Here is a 17,577-nt window from a genome sequence, read left to right as displayed (position 1 = left end):
AGGCTTTTAATGAAAATAGCAATTGTTCGTTTGTCAGCACTTGGTGATATTATCCAAAGTGCCGTGGTTTTGCAATTTATCAAAAATTTTAAAAAAGATATAGAAATTCATTGGTTTGTAGATGAAAAATTTGAAGGCATACTTAAAAACCATCCTTTAATAGATAAACTCTATGCCCTGCCCTTAAAAGACAAAAAAATTCTAAAAAGCCTCAAAATTCTTCTTAATGCAAGAAAAAACAACTATAATGCAGTAATAGATCTACAAGGGCTCATAAAATCTGCTATTATAAGTCGAATTTTAAGTAGAAATAACTTTGGTTTTGATAAAAATAGCCTTAAAGAAAGTTTTGCTCATAATTTCTACAACCAAAAACTTGAGTTAGATTACAATGAAAATGTATTTGTAAGATACTTAAGTCTTACCTCCTTTATGTTAAATACTGATTTTAATGCCAAAAATTTAGCCTTTAAGCAAGATATTTTTAGCGTGGATGAAAATTTAAAACAACTCTTAAACAATAAACTCAAGCTTGATAAAAATGAAAAAAACATACTCATACACGTGGGTTCAAGCGTAGAAAATAAAATCTATCCTAAAACCAAACTCGCTATACTTTGCAAACTTTTAATCAATGAATTTCAACAAGCAAAAATTTGGCTCGCTTGGGGAAATGTAAAAGAATACGAATTTGCCAAAGAGGTTTTAAATCTTAGTGACATTGATGAAACACATATAGAATTAGCACCAAAATTCAATCTTGAAGAGCTAATGGCCTTTACAAAAATGATGAATTTAATCATAGGAAATGATAGCGGTCCAACACATTTGGCTTTTGCTTTAAACAAAGCATCTATTACGATTTTTGGGGCAACACCAAGCTACCGCAATGCTTTTCAAACTCATATCAATAAAATCATTGATGCGGGTAAAAAAATCCAAAATGCCAAGCATATCGATAAAAGTGATTTTTGTATCACGCGTATAGAAGAAGAAGATATCTTTAAACTTGCCAAAGGCTTACTTAATGAAAAATAGCGATAGAATATATCTTAGTCTTTATTATATTTTGAAATTTTTTGTTACTTTTATGCCTGATTGCATCTTGAATTCTTTAGCTTTGATTGTAGCAAGAATCACTTTTCATCTTAACAAAAAACATCGTAAAATCATCGATATAAATTTGCAAATCTGTTTTCCTCAATACACTCAAAAAGAACGCGATAAACTCTCTTTGAAAATTTATGAAAATTTTGCTCAATTTGGGATTGATTGCTTGCAAAATCAAAACACCACCAAGGAAAAAATTCTCAATAAAGTAAATTTTATCAATGAAAATTTTCTTATAGATGCTCTAGCTTTAAAGCGTCCTATTATCTTCACAACTGCACACTATGGAAACTGGGAAATTTTAAGCCTTGCTTATGCGGCTAAATATGGTGCGATTTCCATAGTAGGAAAAAAGTTAAAAAGTGAAGTTATGTATGAAATTTTAAGTCAAAGTCGCACCCAATTTGACATAGAACTTATCGATAAAAAAGGCGGTATAAAACAAATGCTAAGTGCTCTAAAAAAAGAGCGAACTTTGGGAATTTTAACTGATCAAGACTGCGTAGAAAACGAAAGCGTAAGATTGAAATTTTTTAACAAAGAAGTGAATTATCAAATGGGAGCAAGCCTTATCGCACAAAGAAGCAATGCTTTAATCATCCCTGTTTACGCTTATAAAGAAGATGGTAAATTTTGCATAGAGTTTTTTAAAGCAAAAGATTCTCAAAGTGCAAGTTTAGAAGAGCTAACACTTTATCAAGCACAAAGTTGCGAAGAAATGATTAAAAAAAGACCTTGGGAATACTTTTTTTTCCATAGACGCTTTGCAAGCTATAATGAGGAAATTTACAAGGGTGCAAAATGAATCTAAAGCAAATAAGCGTTATTATCATCGTAAAAAATGCTGAGCAAACTTTGCTTGAGTGCTTAAATTCTTTAAAAGATTTTGATGAAATTATTTTTCTTAACAATGAAAGCAGTGATAATACCCTAAATATAGCTAATGAATTTAAAAAAGATTTTGCTAATTTGCACATTTATCACAGTACTTTTATAGGTTTTGGAGCTTTAAAAAATCTTGCTTTAAGTTATGCAAAAAATGATTGGATTTTAAGCATTGATGCTGATGAAGTGCTTGAAAATGAGTGTATTAAAGAGCTTAAAAATTTAGAACTTCAAGAAGATAATATCATCGCACTTAGCCGTAAAAATCTCTATAAAGGCGAATGGATAAAGGCATGTGGTTGGTGGCCTGATTATGTTTTAAGAATTTTTAATAAAAATTTCACTCATTTTAATGATAATTTAGTACATGAAAGTCTTATTCTACCAAGCAATGCTAAAAAAATTCATCTTAAAAATGGATTAAGGCATTATGCTTTTAGAGATATTTCTCACTTAATTAATAAAATGCAGTACTACTCAAGCCTTTGGACAAAACAAAATATACACAAAAAAAGTGGTGTTTTAAAAGCAAATTTAAGAGCTTTTTGGACTTTTTTTAGAAATTATTTTTTAAAAAGTGGCTTTTTATACGGCTATAAAGGCTTTATAATTAGCGTTTGCAATGCCTTAGGGGTGTTTTTTAAATACATGAAATTATATGAACTTCAAAGACAAAAGCCAGAAACTTGTGCTTTAATAATAACAACCTATAATCAAAAAGAACGCCTTAAATTAGTACTTGATAGTGTTAAAAATCTAGCTTTTTTACCCAATGAAGTTTTAATCGCAGATGATGGTAGCAAAGAAGATACAGCAAGGCTTATTAAAGAATATCAAAAAGATTTTCCTTGCCCTTTAAAACACATTTGGCAAGAAGATGAAGGGTTTAAACTTAGTAAAAGTCGCAACAAAACTATAAAAAACACTGATAGTGAATATATAATAGTTATTGATGGTGATATGATTTTGGAAAAAGATTTCATAAAAGAACATTTAGAATTTGCACAAAGAAAGCTTTTTTTACAAGGTTCAAGAGTAATTTTAAATGAAAAAGAAAGCGAAGAAATTTTAAACAAAGATGATTATCGCATAGCTTTTAATAAAAAAGATTTTAAAAGTTCTAAAAATTCTTTTTTAGCTAAAATACTTTACAATCTTTCAAAAAAAGATGAAAAAATCTTTAAAAAAACCACTCTTATTAAAGGTATTAGAGGTTGCAATATGAGTTTTTTTAAGACTGATTTTGACGAACTTGATGGTTTTAATGAAAATTTTATTGGTTGGGGTAGAGAAGATAGTGAATTTGTGGCTAGATTTTTATTTAATAAAGGTATTTTTAGACGCTTAAAATTTAAAGCTATTGCTTATCATATTTATCACAAAGAAAATAGCAAAAAAATGCTTGAAAGCAATCATCAAATTTATTTAGATTCCATCAAAAACAAAAAGATTTCTTGGAGAAATTAAGTTTTAAAAATAGCATTTTACATTTATAAAATTTTTTTAATAATTTATATTTAAAATAATTTATTTCTTTATTATTAAATAAAAATTTTAAAATATCAATTTGTAAATAAATCAAGACATATGACTTTAAATTTTCTTTAAGAATTTTATTTTCTTTTATATATTTTAAAATATAAAAATAATCATCTAAACAATCCTGAATTTTCTCTTTATTTTTTCGTCGCTTAGTAATCGAAAAAGAATTATCTACATAATTATACAAATGCAAATCAACTTGCAAGTATCCATTATCATTTAAATTGTTTATCAAGAAAAAAAACGCAAGCATATCTTCGGCTACTAGGAGTTTTTTATCTATTGCAAAAAGCTCTTTTAATGAATCCAAATAAAAATCCTTTTTTACAAACAGAGTGCAGATATTCCAATAAATTCCTTTAAATTCTTCTAAATTTTTAAGTGTATCCTTAAATGCTGATTTTAATTTAACGCCATTACTAATCTGAGTAAAAGAAAATTGGCATATTTTATAAGTATGTATTAAGAGTATTAATTTTTTGCAAGCATCAAGCTCTAAATAATCATCAGGATCTAAAAACATCAAATACTCACTATTTGAATGTTTAACACCATTATTTCTGGCTGCAAAGGTACCTAGGTTTGTTTTATTGTGGATTATTTTTATTCTTGTATCTTTTTTGGCATATTCTTTAGCTATTTCTATACTTTTGTCATTTCCACAATCATCCACAACGATTATTTCTATATCTTTAAAGGTTTGATTTATGCAACTTTCCAAAGCTCTTGCTATATATTTTTCTACATTATAGGTGGGTATAATTATTGAAATTTTAGGCATTATTTTTCTTAAAAAGTTTTTTAGGATGACGCAAATAAAATCTAAATAGTAACCTAAATCTAAAAAATCTTAAATTGATACCCGCTAAAGCAAATAAATCCTTTATATTGAGATAATTTAAAGGATAGTATTGCTCAATATAATAATGAATATAATGTAAAAATATCTTATTTGCTAATTTTTCATTTAATATCCTACTTTCTTTGCAAAAAAGCAAAATATTAACCCCAATTACACACATACAATAAGCCTTAAAATAAGCTCTAAGCTTAGAATAATCATCAAAATAATGTCTTAAAGGCTCTAAATAAAAAGGCATATTTTTAGGAATTATTTTTTCTTTTTCACTTTTTATTATAGAATTAGCTCGAATTCTATAAATTAACAACTCTTCTTTAATACAAGTTATCTTTTTAGCGCTTAAGAATAATATAGTTCCAAAATCATGATCTTCATGATAAATCCCATAAATAAAACGAAGCTTATAGGCATTTAATAAACTTGCTCTAAAAGCTCCTTGCCAAGCAAAATAAAACTCACAAATATTATTTTTTCTAAAAAAATCAATCCCACTAATATTTTTAGCGTATTTACAATTTAAATAAATATCACATTCTGCTTTTTGTCTAAATACTTGCTCTTCTTCAAGAAATTCTTTAATATTATGTGTGCAAATATCTATATCATCTTTACTCATCTCATTTACACATTTTTCAATGCAATCAAGATCTAAATAATCATCGGAATCTAAAAAATGAATAATATTATCAGGTAAATCTTGGATGATAAAATCGTTAATATTTTTTAGCTTTGTTTGTATTATATTTTTGCTAAGTTTTGTAAATTTTTTATTTATTTCTTCTTTCGTAAGTTCTTTAGTATTGTTTTTAAAAGTATTTGATTTTTTATAACTAATAATATTTTCTTCATTTTCAAAAAAATCTCTTAATTTTGTACCTTTTATAAATTCTAAACCCGCATTTCTAGCTGAACTTAAACCACCATTTTCTTTTGTAATAAGAAAAATTCTTTCATCTTTTTTGGCATATTCTCTAGCGATATTTAAGCTATTATCAGTGCTTCCATCATCTACTAAGATAATATCTAATTTTTTATAACTTTGATTTATGACGCTTTTTAAACACTCATCTAGGTATTTTTCCACATTATAAATTGGGATTATGACGGAAATTTTGCACACATTAATTCTTTATTAAATTTAAGCTTAACAATACCAATACTCCAACATGATAATCTAAGTGATAATTATAACACATTCAATTAAATTTATTTTTAAAATACTTTTCCATCAAAAATCTTTTCAATAAAAAATATTTTATTAGAAATTTATTTTTTATTTTTTTTATTTTATATATCATATAATTATATTTTAATCGATATAATTTTATTTCTCGATGTAATTTATATACGATTAATTCACCAATCATTATTTTTAAAAAAACATACAAATATAATTCAATATTCTTTTTATGATGATTTAAAAATTCTAGTAAAATTCCAATAACTATTTTTTCATCTTGTAAGTTTTTTTCAATTTTGACAATATCATTAGTCTCAACAGAACTATTGTCATTTTGACAATAATAATAAATATTTTTTGCACTAGTAGTAATTTTTCCACAATTTAAAATAATAAAAAAATAAATTAATGCATCTTCTGCCATGATTAATTTAGCGTTTAATATCTTTTTTTCTAAAAAAGAAAAAGATGCTAAATATATTTCTGTTTTAATAAGTTTAGAACAAAGATTCCAATAAGAAGTACTATTATTTTGAGTTATAATATTCTGACAATATTCAAAAACAGTAAAAGTTTGATCTTGTAAAAAATTTCCCCTATTTACAACCCCTGAAATTCTTTTATATATAAAATCAAACCATATAAAATCACTTTCTTTTTGAGTGTTTAAAATTCTCACACACTCTTCACAAGCATTAAGTTCTAAATAATCATCAGGATCTAAAAACATAATATAAGGAGAATTTACAATTTTACCCCCCCTCATACCTAGCCCTCAAAAGACCTAAATTCTCTTCATTATAAACTATTTTTATTCTTGTATCTTTTTTGGCATATTCTTTAGCTATTTCTATACTTTTGTCATTTCCACAATCATCCACAACGATTATTTCTATATCTTTAAAGGTTTGATTTATGCAACTTTCTAAAGCTCTTGCTATATATTTTTCTACATTATAGGTGGGTATAATTATTGAAATTTCAGAATTCTTCAACTATAATCTTCCTTTATATATATTTAAATAAATGAAAATTATAACTTAGGAAATTTAATGAAAATTTTACTTATAAATTATGATATGACGGTATATGGTGGTACTGAAAGAGTTGTTGCTAATTTGGCTAATTCTTTAGCAAAAAACCATGATGTGATTATTCTTAGTATATACAAAAAAATTCTTTCGTTCCATTTTTATTAAATAAAAATGTTAATCTACATTTTTTATATAAAAACACAGAAACACCACTTAAATCTAAAAAAATTACAGCCATAAAAACAATAATAAACAATATAATTATCAATAAAATGATAAAAAAATGGCGGCGGGGGGTAGATGTCATTATATCAAATGATTATCAGACATTTGTACCTATATTTAAACTAAAAAATACACAATATATTAAAATTATACATGGAAATTTCAATGTTTACAAGCAATGTAATAATCTCTCTTATTTTCATAAAATTATTACTCTTTCAAGTAAAGAACTTGAGCAATGGAAGAAAAGACATCAAAATATTTATACCATTCCTAACTTTCTACCTTGCATTCCATCTAAAAAAACTAATTATAGACAAAAAAATATTTTAAGTGTAGGAAGGTTTACACAAGATGATTTAAAAGGATTTCTTAGGCTTATTGAAATTTGGAATATTATTCAAAATAATAAAAAATATCAAGAATGGACATTAACCATAATTGGAGAGGGGGAAAATAAAGAAAAAATTCAAACAAAAATTCAAGATAATAATCTTGAAAATTCAATCAAGATTAAACCTTTTACACAGGATATTGAAAAAGAATATCTAAACGCTAGTATATTTGCAATGTGTAGCTATTATGAAGGCTTTCCTATGGTATTAATAGAAGCTTTATCATTTGGGCTACCATTGGTTGCATTTGATATTAAAACAGGGCCAAGCGATATTATAGATGATGGAGAAAATGGATATTTAATACCAGATAATGATCTTTTATATTTTGCTCAAAAAACTAAAATTTTAATAGAAAATGAAAATTTAAGAGCAAATATGGGAGAAAAAGCTAAACAAAAAGCTATAAAAAATTTTTCTGAAAAAACTGTCATGTTAAAATGGGAGAAAATCTTAAATTTTTAACTTATATTTAATATTATCAATACACTTTAAAAAGAAATTTCTTTTAGGATAATCTATAGTATCTAATAAATCATTTATATAATATTTGGTTAACAAACTACCATAAATCCCGTTTTTATAAAATAAATTTTTATTCATTTTGTTAGTTTTCCACATTTCGGAAAATAAGTGTAAACAAGGTCTACCTTCATCAAAAACTTGTCCCTTGTCTATAAAATTTTTAACTTTATACCACGGAATTTGACAAGTTTGTTTATAATCCCATTTATATTTACCTAAATCCCATTTTTCAACCTGTTCTGCTAAAAACCAAGGACCTATTACCCCCCAAGGAATAATTTTTTTATTATCTATAATCTTTTTTGCTTCTTGTATAAGATTTTTCCCAAAATCCGAATTTTTAGGAAATTTTAAAAATGATGTTGTAATTCTTGGTTTAGTTTCATCTTTGTCAATCTCCTGGGTAAAAATATATTCTTGACTTAAATCCATATGATTTAAACAAACCATATCTAAATCTACCCAAAGAGCATCTCTTTGATATAAAAGATTAAACCTAAAATAATCCGAAAAAGCAGCTACTCCAGCTCCTCTATCATCGCTAAAATACTCACTAAAAGGTACAATCTCATTTGCATCTTTAAGTATAAAATTGCTAAATAATTCTTGAAATTTTAAAAATATTTTATCATCTAAATTATAAGTATACAGATGGAATTTATATCCATTATCAAGCCAAGATTTAATAGTAAGGATTTCCATTAGACCTATACCTTTATAACCTTTAGGAGTATACCAAAAACTTGAAATTTCAGTCATTCTTAGCCTTTTATTATTAAAATACAAACCTAATTATATAAAATCTAAACTTAATTTCTATTTTTCAAACTCATTTCCTCTTTCTCTAAAACACTAAATAATTTTTCATGAAAATTATCATTTTTAAAATCCATAGAAAGTCTTCTTATAAGTTCATTACTTTTCTTTTTATCTTTATAGTTTTGATTTAAAATTTCTTTATTTTTGTTTTCATATCTTCCATTTGGATTAAATTCATAATGATAAATGCAAGTTTTAAAAACAGCTATTTTCTCGCAAAACATAAAATAAATATAACAAAAAAGCACATCTTCGCCATAGCTCAAATACTCATCTATTTTAACTTTTTCAAAACTTTTTAAGATGATATCTTTTCTAAAGCACTTCGCCCAAACTGACCAGCAAAAATGCCTTTGTTTGCTTAAGAATTCTAAAAATTCCTTTTGATTAAAAACTTCATCTTGTTTAAAACGATAAAATTGTTTGGTTTTTACCCTATGCACAAAGGCATCAAAACAAAGCAAATCAAAACCTTTTTTCATCTCTTTAAACGCTATTTCACAAGCATCAAGAGTTAAAAAATCATCACTATCTAAAAACATTATAAAATTAGACCTAGAATGCAAAACTCCCAAATTTCTACTTGCAAAAGTTCCTAAATTTTCTTCATTTTGAAAGATTTTTATCCTTGGATCTTTTTTAGCAAATTCTAAAACCATATTTAAACTATTATCTTTACTTTTATCATCGATAATCAAAATTTCAATATCTTTTAAAGTCTGATTTATACAACTTTGCAAAGCTCTTAAGATAAAATCACAAGAATTAAAAAGCGGAATTATGATCGAAAGTTGTGGCATATTTTTCCTAAATTTTGTTAAAATAATAAAAACAATTCTATCAAAGTTTAGGAAATTTATGAAAATTTTTATACACCTTCCCACTTGGCTAGGCGATGCGGTGATGGCTTCGCCTGCTTTATATGCTATAAAAGAACACTTTAAAGATGCTCAATTTATCCTTTATGGTTCTTTGGTTTCCACAACACTTTTTAAAGAATTTCCTAATTCTAAAATCATCATAGAAAATAAGCAATCCCGCTACAAACAAGCCCTATCTTTACGCAAAGAACTTGGTAAAATCAATTTTAGCTTTGCTTTTAGATCTGCGTTTTCTTCTAAGATTATCTTGTATATTCTTAAAACAAAACAAAGATATTTTTTTAACAAAAACAAGTACAAAGAAGAACATCAAGTTTTAAAATACCTTTATTTTATAGAAAACTCGCTTGACATAAAAGCTCATTTTAAAGACTTAAAACTTCCCTTTAAGCTAAAATTTCAAAACCCTCTTGTCTTAAAAAATGGTAAAAAAATTCTAGGACTCAACCCTGGCGCAAGCTTTGGAAGTGCAAAAAGATGGGATGCGAGTTATTTTGCTAAAGTGGCTTTAAATTTCAGCCAAAGTCATGAAATTTTAATCTTTGGTGCAGGAAAAGCCGAACAAGAACTTTGTAATGAAATTTATCAAATTTTAAAAGAACAAAACATAAAAGTAAAAAATCTTTGCAATAAAACCACTATCAAAACCCTTTGTCAAAATATCGCTTTTTGCGATCTTTTTATCACAAATGACAGTGGTCCTATGCACATAAGTGCGGTTTATAAGGTAAAAACCGTGGCTATTTTTGGCCCTACGAAATTTACCCAAACTTCACCTTGGCAAAATCAAAACGCAAAATTAGTGCATTTAGATCTAGCTTGTATGCCTTGTATGCAAAAAACCTGTCCTTTAAAACACCACAAATGCATGAAAGATTTAAAGCCTGAAGTGATTTTAAAAGCAATTCAAAATTTAATTAATATCTAATTTTTTCTTAATGTAAAAAGTATAAGATAGTTTTAAAATATTTCTATAAAGTCTAAAAATTTCTCTAATAATTTTTCTGTAAAATTTAGCCTTCAAAAATAAACGTCCAGCTTGAGAAATTGAACTTTCTATTCTACAATCATGTTTTAATAATAAAGGTTTTTTAACTATATTTAACACATTATGTTTATAAAACATATCCATATAATCATCTACGGCATAGATCCAATTTTTAGCATATTTAAGAAATTTCTTTGCAGCACTTACTTGCAGTACATAACCTTGAGATCCAGCAAGTTTTTCAAAACTTAAATAATATCCATTCTCGTTCAAAAAATACAATCTTTTATCAAATAAATAACAAAGTCTTATATATTCATATTTGCTCTTTAATAGCTCATCTATATATTCTACTCCATTATTTAAAAATTCATCACTAAATTCCACATCATCCTCTAGGATGATTATAGGCTCATCAAGCTTCATGCATTCTTGCCAAAGTTTATAATGACTAGCAAAACAAGCTTTTTCTCCATCAGAAAGCCCTCTACCCAGCACCCAAGAACCCCACCAAGGAAAATGATCTTTAAATTCCAAATGTTCTTTATTTTTAGCATCAATAGCCTTAAAGAAAATAAATTCTAATTTATTTTTTAAAGTAGGATTTATTTCAAAAAGCTTTTGGATTTGTTTTTGCATATGCTCTTTTCTATCTAAAGAACGCTCTAAATTGATGATAAAAACTTTCATTAAAAACTCTCATCTATAATCTGACAAAGCGTATGTATGATTAAAATGTGCATTTCTTGAATTCTAGCTGTATCATCGCTTGGCACAACAAGATTATGATCACAAAGCTTATTCATCATTCCACCACCCTTTCCACTAAGCCCTAAACAAAGCATATTAAGTTCTTTTGCTTTTTTAAAAGCTTCTAAAACATTAGGGCTTTTTCCGCTCGTTGAAATACCGATTAAAACATCATTTTCATTTCCTAAAGCTTCCACTTGTCTTGAAAAAACAAACTCAAAACCATAGTCATTTCCTATAGCACTAAGTGCTGAAGTATCGGTTGTAAGCGCTATACCTGCTAAAGCCTTGCGTTCTTTTTTATAACGCCCACTAAGTTCAGCTGCAAAATGCTGTGCATCAGCTGCACTTCCACCATTTCCGCAAATTAAAATTTTACCACCTTTTTTAAGACACTCACATAAAAGCTCACCTACTTTAGCGATTTGTCCTTTTAAAATTTCACTTTTTTGAGCGATTTTTTGATGTTCTTGCCATTCTTTTTCTATTAAATTTATCATATTTTATCCTTAATCTTTTCTACGATCTTGCTTGTGCTAAATCCTTCTTCAAAGTCAATTAATTTAACCTTTGAAACGATATCCGCACCCACAACAAGCTTATCTTTATAATCAGCCCCTTTAACCAAAATATCGGGTTTTAAAAAGCTTATAAGTTCCAAAGGCGTATCTTCATCAAAAATCACTACAAAATCTACAAAATAAAAAGCTGCCAATATGCAAGCTCTTTGAAACTCTGAATTTACAGGACGACTCTCGCCTTTGAGTCTTTTCACACTCGCATCTGAGTTTAAACCTACAATCAAAACATCACCCAATCTTTTAGCTTTTTCAAGGTATTTTATATGTCCAAAATGCACTATATCAAAACAACCATTTGTAAAAACAATCTTTTTATCATTTTGTTTTAAAAGCGTTAAAAGTTCTTCTTTGCTTTTGATTTTTTTCTCAAAATCCACACGATTAAAACTCTTAATCTCATCAAAACTCACACTCACGCTACCTATTTTACTCACTACAACGGCTGCAGCTTCATTGGCAAGTTCGCAAGCTTTAAAAATTTCAATCTCATTTGCCAAACAAAAAGCCAAAACGGCGATCACACTATCGCCCGCCCCTGTTACATCATAAACTTCTAAGGCTTTAGCAGGTGCGATTTTTAAACTCTTATCAAAAAGTGCGATCCCCGCTTCTGAAAGAGTGATGATAGAATAACGCAAAGCAAAATCTTCTTTTAATTTTTTAATCCCTTTTTCTAAATTTTCACCCTCTAAATTTTCAAATTTCAAAGCCTCTAAAGCTTCTTTTTTATTAGGTGTAAGTAAGGTTGCACCACTGTATTTGCTAAAATCACTCCCCTTAGGATCAACCAAAACAGGGATATTTAAAACCTTAGCCTTTTCTATCACAGCCTTACAAACTTTAGGGGTTAAAACACCTTTGGCATAATCGCTTAAAACCACAGCCTTAAAGTCTTTAATCTTTTTATCAAACAAAGCAATAAGCTCATTTTCAAGCAAAATCTCACTTGTATCTTCTTCATCTAGTCTTAAAACCTGCTGATTGTGTGCCATAATACGATTTTTAAAAGGAGTTTTGCGTCCTTTTTGGATCAAAAATTCTCCTTTTAAATTTTCTTGTAAAAATTTCCCACTCTCATCATCGCCCACAACACCGAATGTAAAAACATCAGCTCCCAAGCTTTTTAAATTTGCATAAACATTCGCAGCCCCGCCTAATTTTTTATCTTCTTTAAGAGTTTTAGCTACCAAAACAGGGGCTTCAGGGCTGATACGCGAACAATCACACCAAGTGTAATTATCCACCATAAAATCCCCTATAATCAAAATTTTAGGTTTTTGCTGGCTTAAAAACTCAAGCATTTACTTCCTTTTCAAAAAGTCTTTTTATCTCATCTAAATAATCTTTTATACCCTCTTCAAGACTAAATTTTGGCTGATAATCCCAAGCTTGTTCTAGTTTTGCTTCAGTATGGAATTGATAAGATTTTACATAAGGATTTGGGATATATTCACAAGGCAAATCAGTCTTTAACTCTTTTTGCAAAATATCAACTATATCTTGAAAAGTCCTTGCTTTACCACTGCCTACATTATAAACTCCACATTTTGAGTCAAGGGCGATTAAATTGGCACTAATAACATCTTTGATATAGGTAAAATCTCTATAAATTTTATCACTTCCTTCAAATAAGCGTGGATTTTTACCCGCTAAAATTTGATGTCCAAATTGCAAAACCATAGAAGCGGTTTTGTTTTTATAAAATTCGCCTTTTCCATAAACATTAAAATATCTAAGTCCTATCAAATGAGCTTTATCGTAGTATTTTTTCGCCAACTTATCCATCATCAATTTTGAAAAAGCATAAGGATTTTTTGGTTCTTCATCTTTACCTACAGTTTGCGGACTTTTTGCATCACCATAAACCGAAGCTGAGCTTGCATAAATAAGCTTTGCATTAAGATCTATGCTAAGTTCTATAAAATCTTTAAAAGTATTTAAATTGGTTTGTAAAACCTTAGTTTGATCAAAAACCGTAGTGTCTGAAATTGCTGCTTGATGAAAAATAATCTCTGGCTTAAAATCTTCAATCTTTTTTAAAACTTTTTCATCATTAATATCACCTACAAAAAGCTCTCCATCAAATTCAAGCAAATTTTTAAAATGCCCAAAACTTTGTAAATTTCCATTTTCAAAAGTCGCACTACTACGCATTTTATCGATGATTAAAATTTCATGTTTTTCTTGCAAATTTAAAGCCAGTTGTGAACCTATAAATCCTGCACCACCTGTAATTGCTATTTTCATTTAAATGTCCTTTTCTTTAAAAAAGCTCAAAATTTCTTTTAAATTTTTGCATTGCTTAAAAAAATCGCCTTCTTTTTTTTCTTCATTTACTAAAATCAAAGTACCAATATCAGCATTTAATCCTGCTTGCATATCGCTTAGATTATCTCCGATAAAGATAGAATTTTTCATATCCAAATCAAACTCATCTTTTGCTTTTAAAAGCATTCCTGCTTTAGGTTTGCGACACTCACAACCTTCTAAATGCGGACAATGATAAATTTTATCAATTTTTATATCTTGTTTGACAAATTCTTTAAGCATGTAATCACAAAGCTTTAAAAAATCACTTTCCTTGTAATATCCTCTTGCAATGCCTGATTGGTTTGTCGCTATAAAAAGCAAATAATTTTTAGCTAAAAAATATCTACAAAGTTCAAAAATTCCATTACAAAATTCGAAATCTTCTATTTTATAGACATATTTTTTATCTATATTAATCACACCGTCTCTATCTAAAAATAATGCTTTTGTTTTCATAAAAACATTATAATATAGCTTTTTTAAAAAGAAAATAAACATTATCTTTAATTTCTTAAGATTTTTATAAAAATAAAGATATATAATACCTAGCAATCTAATTTTTACTAAGGAGAAAACAAATGAAAAAATTATTAGTAGTTTCTGCTTTGGCATGTATTGGCGTTTCTGCTTTTGCTGCAGATGGTGCTACACTTTTTAAAAAATGTGCAGTATGCCATGGTGCAAATGCTGACAAAGTTTACTTAAACAAAGTTCCAGCCTTAAAAACTCTTTCTTCTGCTGAAAGACTTCAATACATGAAAGAATATTCAGAAGGCAAAAGAAATGCTTATGGTCAAGGTGCGATCATGAAACTTAACCTTAAAGGTTTAACTGAAGAAGATTTTAAAGCTATTGAAGCTCATATTGAAACTTTAAAATAATTTCTTAAAAAGGCTTTCCTTTTTAAGAAAGCCTTTTTTTATCCAAAGCTTCTTTTTTACGCCTTTCTAATTCTATAGCATCACGCAAAGAATCCTCATCGTCATTTAAAGTAGTAAATTTATAATCATCATCAAACTGCTTATTTTTAATCCCCCAAAGCAAAGTTGCCAAAATGATAAAAAACGCTAAGATAGACACCCCTATCATCATCATGATTATACTATTCATTCTTTGATCCTTAAAGCATTTAAAACGACTATTATACTACTAAAAGACATAGAAATAGCAGCGAACAAAGGATTAATCATGCCCAAAAAAGCCAAAGGTATGGTACAAGCATTATAAAACAAAGAAAAAGCAAGATTTTGCTTGATAATTTTAAAGGTGTTTTTAGATAATTTTATGGCTTTTTTTAAAGAAAGCAAGTCATTTTTCAAAAGTAAAACATCACTACTTTCTATAGCTAGATCACTTCCTTCTCTTAAAGTCATCGAAACACTTGCGTATTTTAAAGCTAGAGCGTCATTTACCCCATCGCCTACAAATAAAACTTTGTAATTTTTGCTTAAATTTTCTATAGTTTTCATTTTATCTTCAGGCAAACAAGAAGCTTGATAATTTTGAATTTCTAACTTTTTAGCTATTTTTTCCACTGCTTTTTGATGATCGCCACTTAGTATCATTAATTCTTTCTTTTCTTTTTTAAGATAAGCAATAAGCTCTTTTGCACCTTCTCTTAAAACACTATCAAACTCAAAAAAAGCTAAAATTTTACCTTCCTTAGCAAAAATAAAATGCGTATTATCAAATTCTTTAGTTACAATACCCTTTTCTTGCAAAAATTTAGAACTTCCACCTAAAAGCAACTCTTCATTTAACTCAGCACTTAAACCTTTAGCTTGAATACTCGAATGCTTTTTAAAATCTAAATTTAAATCCTTAGCTCCTTTTTGCTTTAAATATGACGCAATATTTTGAGAGATAGGGTGTTTAGAAAGTTTTACAAAATTATAAAGCTCATTTAAATCAAGCGCTTTATCCAAAAAAACCTCTTTAAGTTCAAGCTCTATTTTAGTCAAAATACCTGTTTTATCAAACATCACACAATCACATTTGCTTAAATCTTCTATCACGCTAGAACTTTTAAACAAAATATGCTTTTTTAAAGCCCTACCTAAGGCCACAAGATTGCTCACTGGTGTTGCTAAAGCCAAAGCACAAGGACAAGCGATAATCAAAACCGCAATTGCATTGACTAAAGAAATTTCAAAACTTGCTTCCTTGTAAAAAAACCAAAAAGCAAAACAAATAAAAGCAATCAATAAAACCGTTCTAGAAAAATAAGCCGAAAGACTATTGACCAAACTTTCAAGTTTTGCTTTTTTAGAACTTGCAAGTTCTAAAAGCTGAATAATTTGACTGAGTTTTGAATCTTTGTAAAGCTTTGTTGCTTCATACTCCACACTTCCATCAAGCACTATACAAGCTGAAAAAATTTCATCTTCTTTTTGTATGAGTTTTGGGATATTTTCTCCATTTAAAGAAGAAGTATCCACACTCATTTCACCACTTTTACAAATCCCATCGATTAAAATTTTATCTCCAGTTTTAAGTAAAATTCTATCTCCCAAACAAACCTTTTGCACTTCTTTAGGAACAAATTCTTTACCATTAAAAACCAAAACTTCATTTTGTAAAAAATCATTAAGCCCATCTATAGTATCTAAAGCACGCTTTTTACTAAACATCTCAAGATATTTACCTATAAATACAAAGCAAATTATCATCGCCACGGAGTCAAAATACACCTCCCCTACCCTAAAAAACATAGCCCATAAAGAATAAACATAAGCCAAACTCGCTCCGCTAATTACCAATACATCCATATTTAAACTATGCATTTTTAAAGTTTTAAAAGCGCTTTTATAAAAATGAGATCCCGTATAAAAAAGCACAGGAGAACAAAGGATAAATTCAGCAAAATTTAAAATATCCTTAGTATCCTTATCCATACCGCTAAAAAGTCCTGCGTATTTTGCCACTGCTATCCACATGATATTCATCACACAAGCTATAGCCACAACAAGCTTAGAATAAAATTCCCTTTTTAGTAAATCCGCTTTTTTTGAAGCCTTGCTCGCATCATAAGCACTCGCTTTATAACCTATGCTTTCAATAAGTCTTAAAATTTGCACCAAAGAAATACTTTGCTCATCAAAAACAATGCGTGCTTTATGGCTTAAATGATTGATATCAAGTTCTAAAATTCCTTTTTGCTTGGTTAAAATTTTCTCATTAAGCCACACACAAGCTGCACATTCTATACCATGTATCATAAGATAAATTTCACTAAATCCTTCTTTGGTTTTAGTGATAAACTCATCATAATTTTTCATTTCATTTTGAAAATTTACAGGGCTTAAGGTTTGATTTCCAAGCTTTTCATAAAACTCATCTAGTCCACTTTCATGTAAAATTTCCCAAACGCTCTCACAACCCTTACAACAAAAAAATTTACCCTTATACTCTATCATTTGAGCCTGTTTATAATCAAGTTTACAATGTTCACATTTCATAATCATTCTTTAAAAAAATATTTTTTATAATT

20 protein-coding genes are annotated in these 17,577 nt (G+C 28.0%); 7 read left to right on the top strand and 13 right to left on the bottom strand.

The window, feature by feature from the left end; all coding sequences use genetic code 11:
* Nucleotides 1-9: 9 nt before the first annotated feature.
* The 3 genes from waaC to ELQ09_RS01985 are packed head-to-tail and all read left to right on the top strand — an operon-like array spanning nt 10 to nt 3,462.
* Entirely contained in the window at nt 10-1,038 is a 1,029-nt protein-coding gene (waaC, locus tag ELQ09_RS01995; protein WP_088303577.1) for a lipopolysaccharide heptosyltransferase I, read from the top strand.
* Nucleotides 1,028-1,915: a lipid A biosynthesis lauroyl acyltransferase HtrB gene (gene htrB, locus ELQ09_RS01990; protein ID WP_134263733.1), complete on the top strand. Its 888-nt coding sequence runs from the start codon at nt 1,028-1,030 to the stop codon at nt 1,913-1,915. Before waaC ends, htrB begins: the two co-directional genes overlap by 11 nt.
* A complete protein-coding gene (locus ELQ09_RS01985; RefSeq protein ID WP_057031452.1) occupies nt 1,912-3,462 on the top strand; it encodes a glycosyltransferase in 1,551 nt (516 codons plus the stop codon). Before htrB ends, ELQ09_RS01985 begins: the two co-directional genes overlap by 4 nt.
* Here ELQ09_RS01985 and ELQ09_RS01980 read toward each other — a convergent pair.
* The 4 genes from ELQ09_RS01980 to ELQ09_RS08375 form a co-directional block, all read right to left on the bottom strand.
* The gene (locus tag ELQ09_RS01980) at nt 3,431-4,318 is read right to left on the bottom strand and encodes a glycosyltransferase family 2 protein (RefSeq protein WP_088303578.1); all 888 of its coding nucleotides are present in this window, start codon (nt 4,316-4,318) and stop codon (nt 3,431-3,433) included. The genes ELQ09_RS01985 and ELQ09_RS01980 overlap by 32 nt on opposite strands.
* The gene (locus ELQ09_RS01975) at nt 4,311-5,519 is read right to left on the bottom strand and encodes a glycosyltransferase family 2 protein (protein ID WP_134263732.1); all 1,209 of its coding nucleotides are present in this window, start codon (nt 5,517-5,519) and stop codon (nt 4,311-4,313) included. Before ELQ09_RS01975 ends, ELQ09_RS01980 begins: the two co-directional genes overlap by 8 nt.
* Nucleotides 5,520-5,595: 76 nt before the next feature.
* Entirely contained in the window at nt 5,596-6,258 is a 663-nt protein-coding gene (locus ELQ09_RS01970) for a glycosyltransferase family 2 protein (RefSeq protein ID WP_243834164.1), read from the bottom strand.
* A gap of 73 nt (nt 6,259-6,331) precedes the next feature.
* On the bottom strand, nt 6,332-6,574 hold the full coding sequence (locus ELQ09_RS08375; protein ID WP_243832725.1) for a glycosyltransferase family 2 protein: 243 nt from the start codon (nt 6,572-6,574) through the stop codon (nt 6,332-6,334).
* Nucleotides 6,575-6,631: 57 nt separating this feature from the next.
* Here ELQ09_RS08375 and ELQ09_RS08255 point away from each other — a divergent pair, with 57 nt between their 5' ends.
* On the top strand, nt 6,632-6,778 hold the full coding sequence (locus ELQ09_RS08255; RefSeq protein WP_166739818.1) for a glycosyltransferase family 4 protein: 147 nt from the start codon (nt 6,632-6,634) through the stop codon (nt 6,776-6,778).
* Nucleotides 6,779-6,885: 107 nt separating this feature from the next.
* A complete protein-coding gene (locus ELQ09_RS01965; protein ID WP_134263731.1) occupies nt 6,886-7,698 on the top strand; it encodes a glycosyltransferase in 813 nt (270 codons plus the stop codon).
* Here the strand turns inward: ELQ09_RS01965 and ELQ09_RS01960 are convergent.
* Both ELQ09_RS01960 and ELQ09_RS01955 read right to left on the bottom strand, forming a co-directional pair.
* On the bottom strand, nt 7,687-8,517 hold the full coding sequence (locus ELQ09_RS01960; RefSeq protein ID WP_134239846.1) for a hypothetical protein: 831 nt from the start codon (nt 8,515-8,517) through the stop codon (nt 7,687-7,689). The genes ELQ09_RS01965 and ELQ09_RS01960 overlap by 12 nt on opposite strands.
* 50 nt (nt 8,518-8,567) lie before the next feature.
* Nucleotides 8,568-9,377: a glycosyltransferase family 2 protein gene (locus tag ELQ09_RS01955; protein ID WP_057031457.1), complete on the bottom strand. Its 810-nt coding sequence runs from the start codon at nt 9,375-9,377 to the stop codon at nt 8,568-8,570.
* A gap of 58 nt (nt 9,378-9,435) precedes the next feature.
* Here ELQ09_RS01955 and waaF point away from each other — a divergent pair, with 58 nt between their 5' ends.
* A complete protein-coding gene (waaF, locus tag ELQ09_RS01950) occupies nt 9,436-10,386 on the top strand; it encodes a lipopolysaccharide heptosyltransferase II (protein ID WP_134224604.1) in 951 nt (316 codons plus the stop codon).
* On the opposite strand, the gene ELQ09_RS01945 is transcribed toward waaF, so the two are convergent.
* The 5 genes from ELQ09_RS01945 to gmhB are packed head-to-tail and all read right to left on the bottom strand — an operon-like array spanning nt 10,372 to nt 14,585.
* Nucleotides 10,372-11,136 carry a glycosyltransferase family 25 protein gene (locus ELQ09_RS01945; protein WP_134239847.1) on the bottom strand — a complete coding sequence of 255 codons (765 nt, stop codon included), beginning with the start codon at nt 11,134-11,136 and terminating at the stop codon, nt 10,372-10,374. The two genes, waaF and ELQ09_RS01945, sit on opposite strands and share 15 nt — an antisense overlap.
* Nucleotides 11,136-11,696 carry a D-sedoheptulose 7-phosphate isomerase gene (gmhA, locus tag ELQ09_RS01940; RefSeq protein ID WP_070317052.1) on the bottom strand — a complete coding sequence of 187 codons (561 nt, stop codon included), beginning with the start codon at nt 11,694-11,696 and terminating at the stop codon, nt 11,136-11,138. Before gmhA ends, ELQ09_RS01945 begins: the two co-directional genes overlap by 1 nt.
* Nucleotides 11,693-13,078 carry a D-glycero-beta-D-manno-heptose-7-phosphate kinase gene (rfaE1, locus tag ELQ09_RS01935; RefSeq protein ID WP_134239848.1) on the bottom strand — a complete coding sequence of 462 codons (1,386 nt, stop codon included), beginning with the start codon at nt 13,076-13,078 and terminating at the stop codon, nt 11,693-11,695. The genes gmhA and rfaE1 overlap by 4 nt, the downstream gene beginning before the upstream one ends.
* The gene (gene rfaD / locus ELQ09_RS01930) at nt 13,071-14,024 is read right to left on the bottom strand and encodes an ADP-glyceromanno-heptose 6-epimerase (protein ID WP_070317050.1); all 954 of its coding nucleotides are present in this window, start codon (nt 14,022-14,024) and stop codon (nt 13,071-13,073) included. Before rfaD ends, rfaE1 begins: the two co-directional genes overlap by 8 nt.
* Nucleotides 14,025-14,585, bottom strand: coding sequence for a D-glycero-alpha-D-manno-heptose-1,7-bisphosphate 7-phosphatase (gene gmhB / locus ELQ09_RS01925; protein WP_088303468.1), 561 nt, complete (start codon nt 14,583-14,585; stop codon nt 14,025-14,027).
* Between the two features lie 80 nt (nt 14,586-14,665).
* Here gmhB and ELQ09_RS01920 point away from each other — a divergent pair, with 80 nt between their 5' ends.
* Nucleotides 14,666-14,968: a cytochrome c gene (locus ELQ09_RS01920; protein WP_070317048.1), complete on the top strand. Its 303-nt coding sequence runs from the start codon at nt 14,666-14,668 to the stop codon at nt 14,966-14,968.
* Between the two features lie 22 nt (nt 14,969-14,990).
* Here the strand turns inward: ELQ09_RS01920 and ccoS are convergent, their stop codons facing one another.
* Together ccoS and ELQ09_RS01910 are read right to left on the bottom strand one after the other, a co-directional pair.
* Nucleotides 14,991-15,197, bottom strand: coding sequence for a cbb3-type cytochrome oxidase assembly protein CcoS (ccoS, locus tag ELQ09_RS01915; RefSeq protein ID WP_002852798.1), 207 nt, complete (start codon nt 15,195-15,197; stop codon nt 14,991-14,993).
* Nucleotides 15,194-17,551: a heavy metal translocating P-type ATPase gene (locus ELQ09_RS01910; RefSeq protein ID WP_134263730.1), complete on the bottom strand. Its 2,358-nt coding sequence runs from the start codon at nt 17,549-17,551 to the stop codon at nt 15,194-15,196. The genes ccoS and ELQ09_RS01910 overlap by 4 nt, the downstream gene beginning before the upstream one ends.
* Nucleotides 17,552-17,577: the final 26 nt, after the last annotated feature.

The organism is Campylobacter sp. CH186 (assembly GCF_004378925.1).
Classification (GTDB): domain Bacteria; phylum Campylobacterota; class Campylobacteria; order Campylobacterales; family Campylobacteraceae; genus Campylobacter_D; species Campylobacter_D jejuni.
The sequence above is the reverse complement of the archived record's forward strand: the minus strand, read 5'-3'. Positions and strand labels throughout refer to the sequence as shown.